This window comes from Pseudomonas sp. GG8 (assembly GCF_052976945.1).
The window spans coordinates 1741202-1756112 of the sequence record NZ_JBRIIP010000001.1; the positions used below are offsets into that span (position 1 = coordinate 1741202).

Genomic DNA, 14911 nt, shown 5'->3' on the forward strand with positions numbered 1-14911 from the left:
TCGAATGCAGTTGATGTGAATGCAATGCTGGAATCTGTATGGATAACCAGTATCCTGACGACTTCCAAAAAACGTTGCGTGAACCTCAAACCGTGAACACCTCGCCCCTCGAAAACCCGTTTTATTACCTGGAAAACTTCCATCAGGTGCTGGAGTGGATCGCTCAGCGTTACGACGACCTGCTCGATGAGCAGGAACGGCAATTTATCGTCGATTTTGCCGGTTTGCCGAAAACGGCTCAGGGTTTGCTGGTGCGGATGGTCATGCGCAAGGGCACATTGTTTCGAGCAAGCAAGCTGAGCTATCCGGAGCTTGGCGCGGTGCGGGACGCGGTCATGCCGTTGCTCGAGAATGGCTGGGTCGACCAGTACCCGGCCATCAGTCTGGAGGTGTTATTCGGGCTGCTGCGCAAGTCAGAGTTGACTGCCTGTTTCCAGGCGCATGCGATAAAAAGCACGGAGAAAAAGACCGACCTGTTGATGAGACTGCAGCCGCACTACGAACAGCGGCAAACGCTGGAGCAGTGGTTTGCCGGGTGTGAGGACGTGATCTTCGGCCTCACCGTCATGCCCATCTGTGATCGATTGCGGTTGCTGTATTTTGGCAACCTGAGTCAGGAGTGGTCTGAATTTGTGCTGGCTGACCTGGGTATCTATCGCTATGAAAAGGTCGAGTTTTCGCTGGATTCCCGAGGCCTCACCGAGCGGTCGGACATCGATACTTGCCTGCACTTGCATGCTTGCCGTCAAGGGCTTGAAGAGGGCCATGACCTGCAGGACCTGGCCCGGCAGATCATCGCCATCGGCACCGATAATGCATGGCTGCGGATGCGCCGGGCCAAACTGTTGTTTCGGATCGGCCAACAGGCGGAGCGCGTTCAGGATTGGCCGCTGGCATTGAGTGTGTATCAGCGATGTGACTACCCTGGGGCGCGTTCACGGCGGCTTCGAGTGCTGGAACTCAGTGCCGACTATGAGCAAGCCATGGCCTTGCTCGAACAGGCTCAAGCGGCGCCTGAAAGTGATGCCGAAGCGCAGCATCTATTGCGGATACTCCCGCGTTTGCAGCGCAAGCTGGGTTTGTCGGTCGAGCGTCAGCGGCGCACGCGAGCCTTGAGTCGACTCGACGTGGTGGTGACGCCCTCGGCTGATACCTCTGTTGAGCGCTTGATCCAAGTGCATTTGGGCGATCAGGCAGGGCCGGTGCATTACGTCGAGAACGCACTGATCAATTCCTTGTTTGGCTTGCTGTGTTGGCCGGCGATTTTTGCGCCGCTGCCGGGCGCGTTTTTTCACCCGTTCCAGAGTGCTCCCAGCGATCTCTACAGCCCGGATTTCTATCAGCGCCGGGCCGGGTTGTTCAGCGAGTGTCTGGAACAGCTGGATTCGGACGCCTACAAGACCACCATTCACCGGCACTTCAAAACCAAATACGGTCTGCAATCGCCCTTCGTTTTTTGGGGCAGCCTGTCAGAAGAGCTGCTGGAACACGCACTGCATTGTTTGCCCGCTGATCACCTGCGGCATTGGTTTCGGCGTCTGCTGTTGGACATCAAAGCCAATCGCACGGGTATGCCGGACCTGATCCAGTTTTACCCGGACGAGCAGCGCTATCGCATGATCGAAGTCAAAGGGCCGGGCGACCGCCTGCAGGACAACCAACTGCGCTGGCTGGATTTCTGTGCCGAGCACGGGATGCCCGTGGTGGTGTGTTATGTGCAGTGGGCACCAGTGGTCAGTCCGGTGCCGACCGACTGAGTCACCGGGAGCTTTGGCTAAACGCCAAAGACTGCGCCAGCGGTGACGGGCGTTTCTTGCTGCATGTTGCTCATGAACGATTCCAAGCGTGAGCGCAGCCAGCGTTCGGCCGGGTCGGTGTCATTGATGCTCAGCCAGACCATCGACAGGTCGAGGGTCGGCGTCATGAAGGGCAGGGGCTCATCGAACAGCAGGCTGGAGGCGGCCGACATGGCGGTTGCCGTGTAGTCGGGCAAGTTTGCCAGCAAGTCGGTACCGGCCATCAGGGCGGGCAAGGTGCTGTACTGCGGAATCGCCAGCACCACGTGGCGCTTGCGGCCGATCGCCTTGAGCCATTCGTCAGCAAAGCCGCTGACATTGGCGATGTGGGAGACCACGACGTGCGGGCGTGAGCAGTACTCATCCAGGGTCAGCGGGGTCGATGATGCATCGGCGCGCAGCACCCTTGGCTTGGTTTGCCTGAGCAGCTTGCGCTTGGCGTTGGCCGGCAGCTCACGGGTCTGGCTGACGCCGATGGTGATCTCTCCCGAGGCCAGCATGTCCGGGATGCGCCAGGAGTCCACATGCTTGATCACGCACACGATCTGCGGCGCTTCCTGGCGCAAGGCGCGCAACAAGGGCGGCAGCAGGCCAAACTCGACATCGTCGGACAGGCCTATGCGAAAAGTCATGGTGCTGACTGCGGGATCGAAGTCGTGGCTCAGGCTCAGCGCCACTGACATGGCGTCCAGCGCAGGCGACAGGTGCAGGATGATTTCCTCGGCCCGTGCGGTCGGTTCCATGCGATGGCCGATCCGGATAAACAATGGGTCGTTGAACAATACTCGCAGGCGGTTAAGTGCAGCGCTGATCGTCGGCTGCCCGAGAAAAAGTTTTTGCGCGGCCCGTGTCACATTGCGCTCTTGCATCAGGGTTTCGAAGACCACCATCAAGTTGATGTCAGCCTTGCGCAATTCATTGCGGTTCATCAGTTGCTGCCCCCAGATCTACACCCATCGCGCGATCGCAGGCGACAGTTTAGGAAACTGCATCGCCCCCCGTCTACAGCGGGCTTGAGCGGCTTGGGCTCGCGCTCGAGTCCATTGGTTGTAGATGAGTCCTCCGAACAGGGAAAAGTCCCACTGATCTTCTCTGCTGAGTCCGACAGACTCCCTGCACACTTTCATTCAGGCTTCGTTTCCTCGAAACCTGAATGGAGGAGTCCTTATATGGCCAAAAGCACATTGAGTGACGGCCCATGCTGCGAAATCAATAAATTGATCGTACAGGTCACCGGCAACCAACATCCGGCCAGTCAGCGCCTGGCGTTTTATGACCACGCCGGAAAACGCCTGGACACCCTGACTGCCGAAGACAAGCCTGAAACGCTGAAAAAGCCCTACTTTGTGGACAGCGCCCTGCACGTCTGGAGCTGGAAGGATCACTACACTCACCGCCTGTGGCTGGAGATCGACTCGGTCGAAGGCAGTCCCATTCGCCTGCTCTTGCCCGAGGTCGCGATCACCCTGCGCCAGTTCGACGCGCAGTGGAATCAGATCGTGCCGGTGGTGCCCTTCGTTGCGCTGCCCGGCGCCAACAGCGCCCACGATCACGGCACGCCGGTGTTGTGCCGCGCAGGGTTCATTTATGTCTTTTTGGGCGATCGGCTGTGGCGCGAGCTGGAGGTGCGGGTCGCAGACGAGCAGACCACGTATCACGACATCGACCTCAACCGTTATCGCATGGGCGACGAGATCGAGGAGGGCCCTCGACTGGCCACCGGGCAGGCGCTGGAGGACATCTGGTTGCCGTCCAGCTGGAACGATCAGCAGGTGTCGCCGCAGCTCTGTTTCAGCGAGGTGCAGCTCAGCGGGCCGCGCTTGCGACGTCTTGAGCAAGACCCGAAAGCGCGCGCACAACGCTGCCAAAGCCCGGACTTGCGCAGTTCGCGAGATAAGTTCAAACGCGTATTCCTCGACAAACCGGACGGCGTGGCAATGCTCGACGCGTTCAGCGCATTCGACGCCTATGACGCGGCCAACCAGTCTGCGGCGGGCGCGGCGCATGTTGCCTGGCTTAACCTCAAGCAGCACGCCTTCCCGGTCAGCCTGGTCGCCGCACAACGCGCCCGCCAACCCGGTTACGAATGGCTGCTCGACCAGCCGGGCCGTTACCTGTGCGACCTGAGCGGGCAGTTCCCGGCCATTGCCTTGAGCGCAGCACGCCAGCATGTGGTTCGCTGTGAAAAGGGCGAAGTGGCCTATCAGCCAACCTCCGTGGAAACCGGCGCCTGGGCCCATTGGCTGGAACAGGTGTGCGATCCCGAAACCCAGATCGCCGATGAGTTCTGGCAAGCGCAGCCGGCGGTGGCCGACGCGCTGTTAAGTGCACGAAAACGCGAGCTATACGGCGTGCTGCTGCACGACTCGCACTATCGTCTGCGCCACGTACAGACGCGGATTCACGACCAGCAACACCTGCTGCACCTGTGCGCCCAGCGCGCCAGCCATTACGCCCATCACGCCAGCGCGCTGCTGGTGCAACAATTGATCGTGCCGCAGACTTTGGGTGGGCAGAAAAACCCGTTGTACCAGAGTATGGAGAAGCTCAAGGAGCAGGGCCGGATCGACATCAACCGCTTCACCGCCACTGGCGAACGAGCGCAACTCTGGCGCCAGCTGGACATGAGTCAGGCGCTGTTGAGCGATGCCCTGCAGCAACCGGAAACCGAGCAAGCCCTGGCCGATCACCTGAGCCTCGACGGTTTCGACTACGTCGCGGCCATGCACTTCGTCAGTCGGCTGTTCGCCAGCCTCGCCATGACCCCCGCGCAAATGGACCCCTTTGCGGTCAACGGCGATGTCACTGACGCGGTGACCGGCATCAGCCTCTACAAAACTAAGGTCAGTGTCGGGCAACAGCTGATCAGCCAGATTGCTAACGATGAAAAGCATGCGCTGCATGTGATGTTGTGGCCCGACCTCGCACAGCAAGATATGGACGCGCCGTATGTTCAGCCCACGGTCGCAGACATCAATGACGGCAATGGTCTGTTTCGGCCGAACGCGCTGCTTGGGGCCGTCAGCGGCGACGCCGTCGATGCCAAGCCACTCAATACGCTCGACGCCCATTTACTGGCAGGTTTGCTGGAAAGTGGCAGCCTCAACAACACCCTGACCGGCACCCTGAAAGTCGTCGCGGCGACCTTGATCAGCTTCCACGAAAACCTGCAAGGCTCGGTGGATGTGGCGGAACAGGCGCTAAACGCAACCCAACACATTCCGGTCCCTGGCGCCGAACGCCCAGCCCCGGCGCTGAACATGCGCCAACGTCAGCGGGCCTTGGCGCAACTGCGCAGCATGCTGCCGGGGGCCTTTGGCGATGCACACTTCATTCGCCACCAAGAGGCGAGAAACAAGAACTACTACGTATTCGGCCTGACCGACCTGCCGGAGATGCCAGAACGCCTGCGACGGCCTCACCTCGACTATCGAGGCCCCTCCGGGTCGTCGAAGGTTGACCAGGAGCATTACCGCACCGGAGGCGACCTGCGAGCCAATACCGTCGTCATCGCCATGCCCCGCGATCATCGGATGGCGCGACTGATCAGCGGAGTGAACCAACGGGTCAATGCGGCGTGGCAACTGAATATGGCCGAGCAGGTCACCACCAAGGGAACGGCCATACAGGATGCGGTGAAGAGCCGGAATGGATTGCAGAGCGAGTGGATGTATCGGGCGCTGAACTCGACACCGTTTGCGGCGGCGGTGGGGATGTTGGAGTTGTGGAATTTGAGGAGTGAGTGGAACAGTCGAGAACTGGCCTATAGAGAGAAGGGAGGGGGCAGGGTTGGATTAGGTCTATTAGGCGCTGGAGCTGATTTAACAATTGCGATGGAAGCTTTAACCGTAAAGCTAGTAGGTAGCCAATCTGTTCTAGCCGCAGCTCGCAAGACGCTATTCACTATTTCCGAAACCTCAGCAGAGCGAGTTCTTGGCCCATTGAGTAAGCACTTCTTGAAGGAGTTTACAGGGCGCTTGCTCGCTCAGATCGGTGCAGGATCGATTTTTGTCGGCCTCAACCTCTACGACGCCTGGCATGCCTATCAATGGGGAGACGATGCCATGTGGGGTCATCTGCTGATGGCTGCGGGTGGCTTGACCGGCATTGCCAGCACCTTGATGGTCGGTGGCGCCACCTTCCTTGGCTTAGGCCCAATGGGCTGGATCACGTTGATAGCGATCAGCGTTGGCGTAGGCATCGTTTACTGGCTGAGTGCTTCACCCATCGAAGACTGGCTCCGCGCGGGTCCATTCGGGCCTGACAGTGGCCGAATTTCACACCTGCAAGACCCAGAGCAAGCCTTCTACTACCTGGTCAGTTTATTCGCCGACATTCGGATCACTGTTGAGCACAACCCGGAATACACACTCCCCGCCTACCACCAAGAATGGAATCCGGTGCCCGTTGAGGTACGCAGAGCGGATACCTGCATCCGCATCGAGAGCAACTTGCCCGGCCTGCTGACCGGGCTTGGTGACCTCAGCCTCACGGTCTCGTGCGCGATGCTGAAAGTGCGCAGACTTCATGACCGCTTGAATGGGCAGACTCACGAGGAAACCCAGCTATTCCCCGAGGCGAAGCCCAATGCCTACCGGCGATTGCCCGATGCCTTGGAGATATTCGTCGAGACCCCCCTGAACACGCGCATCGAAGCCTCGCACTCGAACGACTCCGTGTCGGTACACGCTGTATGGAAGGTCCGCGCCCAACTGATAGTGACCGATGGCAGTTCAACCTGGGTGTTCCCTGCACCAATGCCAAAAGACCCTACGCCCTTTGGCCCGGCTCACGCCAAACCGAACTTTGAGAAAGTCGAACAGCTGTTCTGGGCCGATGAAACCACCCATAAAGCGCGGAGCGGCGAATGACGGCCATGAACTCAACTTATTACGCGCCTACAGCCTACCGCTCTGATCAGATTCCCAGCCAACCGCCTTCGGCAGAACGGTCGTGGATCCGACATTTTGCCAAGGTGCGGTTGCCGTGGGGCATGACGCAAGAGGTTGCCCCTGACAATCTCATGACCGGAAGAAAACCAGCCACCCTTCGTCGCCAAGAACTTTTATTAAGGGAGAGGGAAGAGAAACGGGTATTGGGTACTTACATTCCAGCCCTCTATGAACACGTGGACTTTCATCACCGAGAAGACCATGAGCGCTTCAGATTTGCTTTGTGGTCTAGACGTTCGCACTTCTGGATATACATATATGGAGGAGGGAAATTTTTTACTTGGTTTATGATCCCTTTAATCCTATTTGCTTACGTTGGCATAATCACTATTGATACGGGAAAAAGCTGGGAGCACACCTCAATAGAGTTCCTTCCTTTCGTATGTTTTTTTGTTTTGCTTCCCGCCGGTTGCTGGGCACTCGCCTCACTAGTCATCCGCTACCTCCCTAAACTCTGGGTCAAACCTTCCCGAGGCCCGATCTGGGAGATCAACCGTCGCACGGGCCTTGTCACGCTGTTCGATTACAACAACAACGGCGAATACAAAAAGAACGGCACTATCGGTGAACTGACCGCGCCGTTCTATGAGTTCGACGCCTATATCGCCACGACCCCGGACCGCCAGGGTCTGCCGATGAATGTGCTGTACATAGCCCACCGCTATCGCGACATCGTCATCAACTTCGGCGCGCTGGTTCCACCGGGCGCTGGTGAGTTGTGCTGTGCCCTGTGGGATTTTCTGCAGAACTACATGGACACCAGCCGCCCGTTGCCCGACTTGCCACGCTACGAAGAATTCCGCCACCTCGACCCCGTCACCGCGCAATACGACCGCGAAGTCGGCCGTAATCCACGGTTGTGGATCGACATGGATGACGAAACGTTTGAAGGGGCTCTCTACCACATGCGTGGCCAGATCGATCAGATCGACACCTTCCGCCGCCCTAATCTGATGGCGCGGTATGTGGAGTATGTCGACTGAGTGAGCACCGTCAGGCGGTTCATCCAGGTAACCTAACGTGGTAGGTTGTGCGGCTGGCGCAGAGTCATGCTGGTATTAAAATTTAAAGTCGTTTTAAAACAGTAGTTTAAAATTTATTCGAGTCATTTTGATAGCGTGACGATAAGTCGTAATGACCACAATGGAGTCGTAATGACTAACCCTTTACTGTTGGCACTGGTGCCGCTGGTCGCCGATCTTTCCCGCGAATTGCCGGATGATGAGCGCTATCGACGCCTGCTGCGCGCCCTGCGTCAGATACTGCCGTGCGATGCGGTGGCGCTCCTCAAGCTTGAGGGCGATGTGCTGATTCCGTTGTCGGTAGAAGGGTTGAGTCCGGACACGTTGGGCCGACGATTCAAGGTTGAGGAGCATCCTCGGCTCAAGCTTCTTCTTGAAAGCCGTGGCCCGACCCGGTTTTCCACGGATTGCGGCTTGCCTGACCCTTACGACGGTTTGGTCGAGGGTCATCAGGGGCATCTGGAAGTCCACGATTGCCTTGGCTGTCCGCTGTACCTCCAGGACAAACCCTGGGGCCTGATTACCCTGGATGCGCTGGACCCGTCGAGCTTTGGCAAGGTCGATCTGGACAATCTCGAAGCCTTCGCCAGCCTGGCTGCGGCGACAGTGATGGCCAGTGAGCGGATCAATCAGCTGGCGCGCAGCTTTGAGGATCAGCGCCAGTTGGCTGAGGTCTACAAGCGTGCGGCAGGCGGACGTCGGCCGCGTGAGCTGATTGGTCAGAGCCCTGTTCACAAAGGCATGCTGCAAGAGATTCAACTGGTGGGCAACAGCGCGTTGTCGGTATTGATCACCGGGGAAACCGGCGTGGGTAAAGAGCTGGTGGCGGAAGCCATTCACCTGCATTCGCCACGGGCGCAAAAACCCCTGATCAGCCTCAATTGCGCGGCGTTGCCTGAGCTGCTGGTCGAGAGTGAGTTGTTCGGGCATGTCAAAGGCGCTTTTTCTGGCGCTGTCAGTGGGCGCGGCGGTAAGTTCGAACTGGCCGACGGTGGCACGATATTCCTCGACGAGGTTGGCGAGTTGCCGCTTCCGGTTCAAGCAAAGTTGCTCAGGGTGTTGCAGAGTGGCCAGTTGCAGCGCGTCGGTTCCGATCAGGAGCATCATGTCGACGTGCGAATCATTGCCGCCACCAACCGTGATCTCGCCGAAGAGGTGCGCGCCGGTCGTTTTCGTGCAGACCTCTATCATCGGCTGAGTGTCTACCCGTTACGGGTGCCACCATTGCGTGAGCGAGGGCGGGATGTGCTCCTGCTGGCGGGGTTTTTTCTTGAAGAAAACCGTGCGCGCATGGGGCTGCGCAGCTTGCGCATGAACCAGGATGCTCAAAAACTGTTGGTGAGCTATTCCTGGCCGGGCAACGTCCGCGAGCTGGAGCATTTGATCAGCCGCGCTACGCTAAAGGCCTTATCCAGTCACGTCGAGCGTCCGCGTATCCTCACCATTGATGCCTATGCGCTGGGCCTGGACGAGAAAGTTCCGATGGTTGAACCGGTCACGATTGGTGACGCGCCCAAGGTCAAGGATGGCGAGGGTTTGAAAGCCTCGGTCGATGCTTATCAGAAAGTACTGATCAGTGACGCGTTGATCCGGCATGAGGGAAAATGGGTCGATGTCGCCCGTGAACTCGGTCTGGATCGTGCCAACTTGAGTCGCTTGGCCAGGCGACTCGGGATTCGTTGAGGTATGCCGTCAGGCACCAACGCCGCCGGCAGGGGAGGTACTAAGCAGATCAATCGCGTTGAGGCTTCCTTGGGCAGTTGACCAGGCGGGGATGCTGCTGGAACTTTAGCTCAGATTGAAGCGGTCGATACTCATCCCTTATTTGCCCAAGGCAATCGTTTTAAACCGGCGGCAGACTCAGTGAGCCGTCGCCCAGCGAACGCTGCATCAGCACTGTATCAACCCAACGACCATGCTTGAAGCCGACCGACTCAAAGACGCCTACCCGATGGAAGCCGAGCCGCTCATGCAAACGAATTGATGCATGGTTTTGGCTATCGCCGATGATCGCGATCATCTGCCGCCAATCGCCTCGAATACAGCGATCAATGAGTTCGCCGAGCAATGTCAGGCCAATGCCGTGGCCTCCCAATCCGTCGCGGACATAGACCGAATCCTCGACTGTAAAGCGGTAGGCAGGACGCGGTCGGTAAAGTGTTGCGTAGCCATAACCGACCACCTCTCCAGCCAGTTCTGCGACCAGATATGGCAACCCTTTTGCTAGAACATCGGCGCGCCGGTCGATCATTTGAGCCACGCTGGGGGCTTCCAGTTCAAAGCTGGCGATACCGCCGATGACGTGCTGCGCGTAGATGCTCTGCACCGCTGACATGTCGTCTTCGCAGGCATCACGCACGATCGGAATGGGGTTCATGTTCACTTCTCGTCTTATTCAATGATGGGCTAAGCCTGACTGTCGATACACGCTGGCGAATCCTCGACCGCCAGCGATGCCTCAATCCCTCAAGCGCTCAACCAGTAGGGGCAATAGCTGTTCGCAGGACGCTTCGATTTTCAGGTCCAGAAAATCGTCAGCGCGGGTTTTGCCGAAGTTGATAGCGATCAGCGGCTTGTGCTGTTCAGCCATCGCGCGGCACAAGCGAAAGGCCGAGTAGGCCATCAACGAAGAGCCCACCACCAGCAATCCTTGTGCCTGCTCGACATGCTGTGTGGCCTTGGCTGCGGTGGCCTGGGCGACGTTTTCGCCAAAAAAAACCACGTCCGGTTTTAACCGCTCACCGCTGCAGGAAGGGCAGCGGGGGATCTGGAAGCTCGCTTCGAAGGCCGGGTCCAGCAGCGTATCGCCGTCGGGTGCCTGGGTGGCATCGACCCCCGACAGGTAGGGGTTTTCCGCTTCCATGACGAGCTGGATCGTCTGACGATCAGCACGCTGGTCGCAATCCAGGCACACCACCCGGTGCAGGCTGCCATGCAGCTCAATCACTTCGTGACTGCCCGCCTGATCATGCAGCGTGTCGACGTTTTGGGTGATGAGTCCGGCGATAAGCTGCTTCGTTTGCAACGTTGCCAGCGCTTCATGGGCAGCGTTTGGCCGAGCTTGCCGGATGCGTGGCCAGCCCAGCATCGCACGGGCCCAATAGCGCCGCCGCGCTGCCGGCGTACTGAGAAACTCTTGGTACATCATGGGGGCTTTGCCTCGACGGACACCCTCGCTGTCACGGTAGTCCGGAATACCGGACGGGGTGCTGATGCCCGCGCCCGTCAGGACCAAAAACGGCTTGTTGACCATCAGTTGGTAGAGCATCTCGAGACGGTCGCTGACCTGCCTATCGATCATGTTGAAATCTCCGATAAGGTCAGCTTAATCACCGCGAATGTACTGCTCCAGTTGCTGTATCAGGTCAGCCTGCTCGGCAATGGCTTCTTTAACCAGGTCGCCAATGGACAGCAAACCCAGCAGTTTTCCCTCTTCGACAACCGGCAAGTGGCGCAGGTGTCTATCGGTCATGATGCCCATGCAGGTGTCGATGCTTTGATGCGAATCCACGGTCAATACAGGCGTACTCATGATCTCGCTGACGGACGTGCCCTCCGAGGACCGTCCCTGGAGGACGACCTTGCGCGCATAGTCGCGCTCGCTGATAACGCCTACCACCTGGCCGTTCTCCATCACGGGTAGAGCACCGACATTTTTATCGGCCATCACCTTGAGTGCTTCCAGAACCTTTTGGTCAGGGGCGATGGTGTGAACTTGCTGGTTTTGCTTGGCTTTCAACTTCAGCAGTTGCGCAACGGTCTTCATGCGAGCCTCTCCAGTGTTGTTTTTGGGGTGGCCGCGAACCGGCCTGACAGGGTCATACAGAATCGTAGAGAGAAGCTTGCAGGGCAAGGACTAAAACGGCATGCACACGACGGGAAAACGTCATCCGGGCTGCTCTCAAGACTTGCTCAGCGCTTCAAAGCCTGAAATGACATCAAATAACTCTTCGTCAATAGCGCTTTGGCGCAGACGATGGAAGTCCCGGTTGAGATCCTCCAACAGCTCGCCGATGTTTTTCTCGGCGCGCTGCATGGCCGCAAGACGGCTGGCATTTTCGCTGGCCAGCGATTCGGCGCAGGCTCGAAACAGTGAGACAAAAAGATACTCGCGGATTAGCGCCGGGAGGGTTTGGTCTGTGCCATTCATCACTTCGGGTCGATTTTTGGACGGCCAGTGATTGGCTGCCAGATTACGCCGCCACGTTTCGTCCAGCGGCAATAGTCGCTGGCTTACGGGTGCATAAATCGCACCTGACTGTGGACGGTTGTGGAACAGGTACACCTGAGAGATCTCGCCCTGTTCGCGGCGGGTTTGCATTTCGAGCAAAATCTGCCCGACCAGAGGTGTAATCGCAGTGATGGAACTGGGCAGAACGAAGCTTTGGCCCAAGTGTAAATCGCTGTCTGTCAGGCGTGACTGAATACGTTCGCCGACCGCCCAGACTCTTTTATCTCCTGGCAGTTTGCCTAGCGCATCGATGACGAACTCGACCAGAACATCGTTGAATTGGCCGACCAATCCCTGGTCGGAACCGAAGACGATAACCCCAATCCCTTCCTTCTTTTTCTGTACGCCCCCTTGGTCGGCGGTCGCCTGGCGCTGGAAACAGGCCATCAGGCCCAACTGTACAGTGCGATAGTAATCATTCAGTGAGCTGACCGCGTTTTCATACTGACCGATGTTCGATGCCGCCATTGCTTTCATTGTGCGCACAACGGATTCGAGGTCTGCGGCACCGGTGATTTTACGACGCAGGTTGGCGGGGGTGTCGCTCACGGCGCACTCCCGGAGTCTGCCGGGGCTTGCAAGTGCGCCAAGGCATTGCGCGCGATCTGAATAATCGCAGCCCGGTCGGCGTCACTCAGTTTCTCATCTCCATTGAAACGTGATCTGACCTCGACCGGGATGGCCCCTGTAGCCTCACACACTGCCTGCTCGGCCTGGACCATCTGTTCAAGCGGCACTTTATCGAAGCATCCCGCGGTCAACGCCAGCAGAACCGCAATTTGCTCGGGCACCGACAACGGTGCGAATTCCTGTTGTTTGAGACAGGCCCGGATCCGCAGTCCATGCGCGATCAGTTGGCGAGAGTCTTCATCGAGCCGGGCGCCGAAACGGGAAAAAGTTTCAAGCTCCTCGAACTGGGCATAGGCCAGTTTGAGGTCGCCGGCCACGGCTCGATAGACGCCCCGTTGCGCCTTGCCGCCCACGCGGGAAACCGATTTGCCGACATCGACTGCCGGCAGCACGCCGAGTTCGAAGAGCGCTGGAGAGAGGTAGATCTGCCCGTCGGTTATGGAGATCAGATTCGTCGGGATGTAGGCGGAAATGTCCTGTGCTTCGGTTTCGATGATGGGTAAAGCCGTCAGGGAACCACCGCCGAGCTCGGGGCGCAAATGAGTCGCACGCTCCAGTAAGCGCGAGTGAATGTAAAAAATATCGCCAGGGAACGCCTCGCGACCGGGTGGCCTGCGCAGCAGCAGAGAGAGTTCACGGTAGGCGCGAGCGTGGTGGGTCAGGTCGTCGTAGACCAGCAGAACGTCGCGTCCCTGCTCCATGAAGTACTCGGCAATGCTGGTCGCAGCATACGGCGCAATGTAGGCGAGGCCTGGCGGATCGTTGCCTTCGGTGACCACTACCACGGTATACGCCAGCGCACCTTGTTCACGCAGGGTAGCGATCACTTTGGCGACGCCGGAGGCACGTTGGCCGATGGAGCAGTACACGCACAGAACATTCTGATCGTGCTGATTGAGGATGGTCTCCAGGGCAATCGCGGTTTTGCCGGTTTGCCGATCACCCAGGATCAGCTCGCGCTGACCGCGTCCGACCGGGATCAGTGCGTCAATCACCTTGATGCCGGTTTGCAGGGGGGCGGTAACCGGTGCCCGATCCATGATGTGCGCTGCTGGCCGCTCAATCGGCAGCCGGGCGCTGGACAAAAGGGGCCCAAGGCCGTCCAGTGGCTGACCCGTAGGGTCGACGATACGACCGATCAGGCCATCGCCGACCGGTACGTCCACCACATGCCCGCAGCGCTCGACCTCATCGCCAGCGTGCAGTTGCGAGTAGTCACCGAGCAGCACGACGCCGATTTCGTTCTCGTCGATATTGAAGGCGATGCCATGGATATCGCCTGGGAACTTCACCAGTTCCTCGAAGCCGACACCGGGCAATCCGGAGACCTTGGCGATGCCAGACGCAATGCTGGTGACCCGACCGACTTCTGTTGTCTTCAACTGATGGACAAAGCCTTCCCGCGCTTCACCCATGACAGTAAAGGCAGTCGCAAAGACATCCTGAAGGCGCTCGATGCTCATGTGACTTGCCCTTCTTTCAGGAGGGGGGCCGTCACCTCCGGCCGGGCGTAGACCTGCTCCGTCGTGTCCAGCAGTTCGCTGATGCCCTTTTCCATGGACGCCAGATACTCCGCGATACTCCAGGCTACCTTTTGCCCGGCTGCGCTGAGTTCGATACCGCTCACCAAGTCCGGGGCGGTCTCGAAGTGAACGTCAGCGCTCACTGCCAGGAGCGTGTTGATGGCTGCTCGCGTGGCAGTGCGTTGCGCCTCTGGTAACTCGAAAGCGCTACGCACGATGACCGGTTCTGCCGATGCCTTTAGCGCTACCACCAAGCCTTGCTTTTCCTCAGCGTTCAACGTACTCAGACGGTTGACGAAGGTGTCGACCATGCGCTCTTCCAGGGTCGTCCCGGCCAAGTCTTTCAGGGTCTTGCGAGCAATGGCAAAAACTTCTTTCTGAGTGCGCCGCCCCAGTTCGTCATGCAGGCGGCGAGCTTCGCTCTGCAGGGTTTCCAGATGTTTGGCACTCAAGGCCGTGGCGGCCTGGTGTGCGTCATCGAGAAGGCGCTGGCGCTCTACATTCGCCGCGGCTGTTGCCTGTTGCAACAGCGCAGCCCGTTCCTTGTCGAACATCGCGTTTTTTTGCAGAAACTCATCGCGCTCCTTGTTTGCCTCGGCTTCTTTCGCCTCGGCATCCGCCAATTGCGCCGCAATACGCTGCTCTCGCGCATCGATAGCCGCAAGGATCGGGTGATAAAGGAAGCGCTTCAACAACCACATCAGGATGAGAAAGTTGAGCGCTTGAGCGCCGACAGTGAACCAATCGATGAGCATGA

Annotated in this window: 11 protein-coding genes; 4 read left to right on the forward strand and 7 right to left on the reverse strand. The window is 58.4% G+C overall.

The features are described 5' to 3' along the window. Window positions 1–38 precede the first annotated feature (38 nt). On the forward strand, window positions 39–1757 hold the full coding sequence (locus ACVBEG_RS08520) for a VRR-NUC domain-containing protein (protein ID WP_447107572.1): 1719 nt from the start codon (window positions 39–41) through the stop codon (window positions 1755–1757). A 17-nt stretch (window positions 1758–1774) separates the two neighbouring features. On the opposite strand, the gene ACVBEG_RS08525 is transcribed toward ACVBEG_RS08520, so the two are convergent. Then, window positions 1775–2725, reverse strand: a complete 951-nt coding sequence (locus tag ACVBEG_RS08525) for a LysR family transcriptional regulator (RefSeq protein WP_322179666.1) — start codon at window positions 2723–2725, stop codon at window positions 1775–1777. A gap of 240 nt (window positions 2726–2965) precedes the next feature. Between ACVBEG_RS08525 and ACVBEG_RS08530 the strand changes: the two genes are divergently transcribed. The 3 genes from ACVBEG_RS08530 (at window position 2966) to norR (ending at window position 9453) form a co-directional block, all read left to right on the forward strand. Continuing rightward, window positions 2966–6667, forward strand: coding sequence for a hypothetical protein (locus ACVBEG_RS08530; RefSeq protein WP_447107573.1), 3702 nt, complete (start codon window positions 2966–2968; stop codon window positions 6665–6667). Then, complete coding sequence (locus tag ACVBEG_RS08535) at window positions 6664–7731, forward strand: hypothetical protein (RefSeq protein ID WP_443690431.1); 1068 nt, start codon at window positions 6664–6666, stop codon at window positions 7729–7731. Before ACVBEG_RS08530 ends, ACVBEG_RS08535 begins: the two co-directional genes overlap by 4 nt. A 171-nt stretch (window positions 7732–7902) precedes the next feature. Further along, entirely contained in the window at window positions 7903–9453 is a 1551-nt protein-coding gene (norR, locus tag ACVBEG_RS08540) for a nitric oxide reductase transcriptional regulator NorR (RefSeq protein WP_322215726.1), read from the forward strand. A gap of 160 nt (window positions 9454–9613) precedes the next feature. Here the strand turns inward: norR and ACVBEG_RS08545 are convergent, their stop codons facing one another. From ACVBEG_RS08545 to ACVBEG_RS08570, 6 genes are all read right to left on the reverse strand, one after another. Further along, entirely contained in the window at window positions 9614–10147 is a 534-nt protein-coding gene (locus tag ACVBEG_RS08545; RefSeq protein WP_322179662.1) for a GNAT family N-acetyltransferase, read from the reverse strand. 81 nt (window positions 10148–10228) lie between these two features. Then, on the reverse strand, window positions 10229–11071 hold the full coding sequence (locus tag ACVBEG_RS08550) for an NAD-dependent protein deacetylase (protein WP_447107574.1): 843 nt from the start codon (window positions 11069–11071) through the stop codon (window positions 10229–10231). 24 nt (window positions 11072–11095) lie between these two features. Further along, window positions 11096–11536, reverse strand: coding sequence for a CBS domain-containing protein (locus tag ACVBEG_RS08555; RefSeq protein WP_322215731.1), 441 nt, complete (start codon window positions 11534–11536; stop codon window positions 11096–11098). 135 nt (window positions 11537–11671) lie between these two features. Then, the gene (locus tag ACVBEG_RS08560; protein ID WP_322179659.1) at window positions 11672–12550 is read right to left on the reverse strand and encodes a F0F1 ATP synthase subunit gamma; all 879 of its coding nucleotides are present in this window, start codon (window positions 12548–12550) and stop codon (window positions 11672–11674) included. Next, the gene (locus tag ACVBEG_RS08565; protein ID WP_322179658.1) at window positions 12547–14094 is read right to left on the reverse strand and encodes an alternate F1F0 ATPase, F1 subunit alpha; all 1548 of its coding nucleotides are present in this window, start codon (window positions 14092–14094) and stop codon (window positions 12547–12549) included. Before ACVBEG_RS08565 ends, ACVBEG_RS08560 begins: the two co-directional genes overlap by 4 nt. Beyond that, entirely contained in the window at window positions 14091–14909 is an 819-nt protein-coding gene (locus ACVBEG_RS08570) for a F0F1 ATP synthase subunit B family protein (RefSeq protein ID WP_447107575.1), read from the reverse strand. The genes ACVBEG_RS08565 and ACVBEG_RS08570 overlap by 4 nt, the downstream gene beginning before the upstream one ends. Between the last annotated feature and the right edge of the window lie 2 nt (window positions 14910–14911).

Coding starts and splice junctions, on each gene's coding strand:
- ACVBEG_RS08565 (WP_322179658.1), bottom strand. CDS start 14,094: ATGAGCATCGAGCGCCTTCAGGATGTCTTTGCGACTGCCTTTACTGTC.
- ACVBEG_RS08555 (WP_322215731.1), bottom strand. CDS start 11,536: ATGAAGACCGTTGCGCAACTGCTGAAGTTGAAAGCCAAGCAAAACCAG.
- ACVBEG_RS08535 (WP_443690431.1), top strand. CDS start 6,664: ATGACGGCCATGAACTCAACTTATTACGCGCCTACAGCCTACCGCTCT.
- ACVBEG_RS08520 (WP_447107572.1), top strand. CDS start 39: ATGGATAACCAGTATCCTGACGACTTCCAAAAAACGTTGCGTGAACCT.
- ACVBEG_RS08570 (WP_447107575.1), bottom strand. CDS start 14,909: ATGCTCATCGATTGGTTCACTGTCGGCGCTCAAGCGCTCAACTTTCTC.
- ACVBEG_RS08550 (WP_447107574.1), bottom strand. CDS start 11,071: ATGATCGATAGGCAGGTCAGCGACCGTCTCGAGATGCTCTACCAACTG.
- ACVBEG_RS08525 (WP_322179666.1), bottom strand. CDS start 2,725: ATGAACCGCAATGAATTGCGCAAGGCTGACATCAACTTGATGGTGGTC.
- norR (WP_322215726.1), top strand. CDS start 7,903: ATGACTAACCCTTTACTGTTGGCACTGGTGCCGCTGGTCGCCGATCTT.
- ACVBEG_RS08545 (WP_322179662.1), bottom strand. CDS start 10,147: ATGAACCCCATTCCGATCGTGCGTGATGCCTGCGAAGACGACATGTCA.
- ACVBEG_RS08530 (WP_447107573.1), top strand. CDS start 2,966: ATGGCCAAAAGCACATTGAGTGACGGCCCATGCTGCGAAATCAATAAA.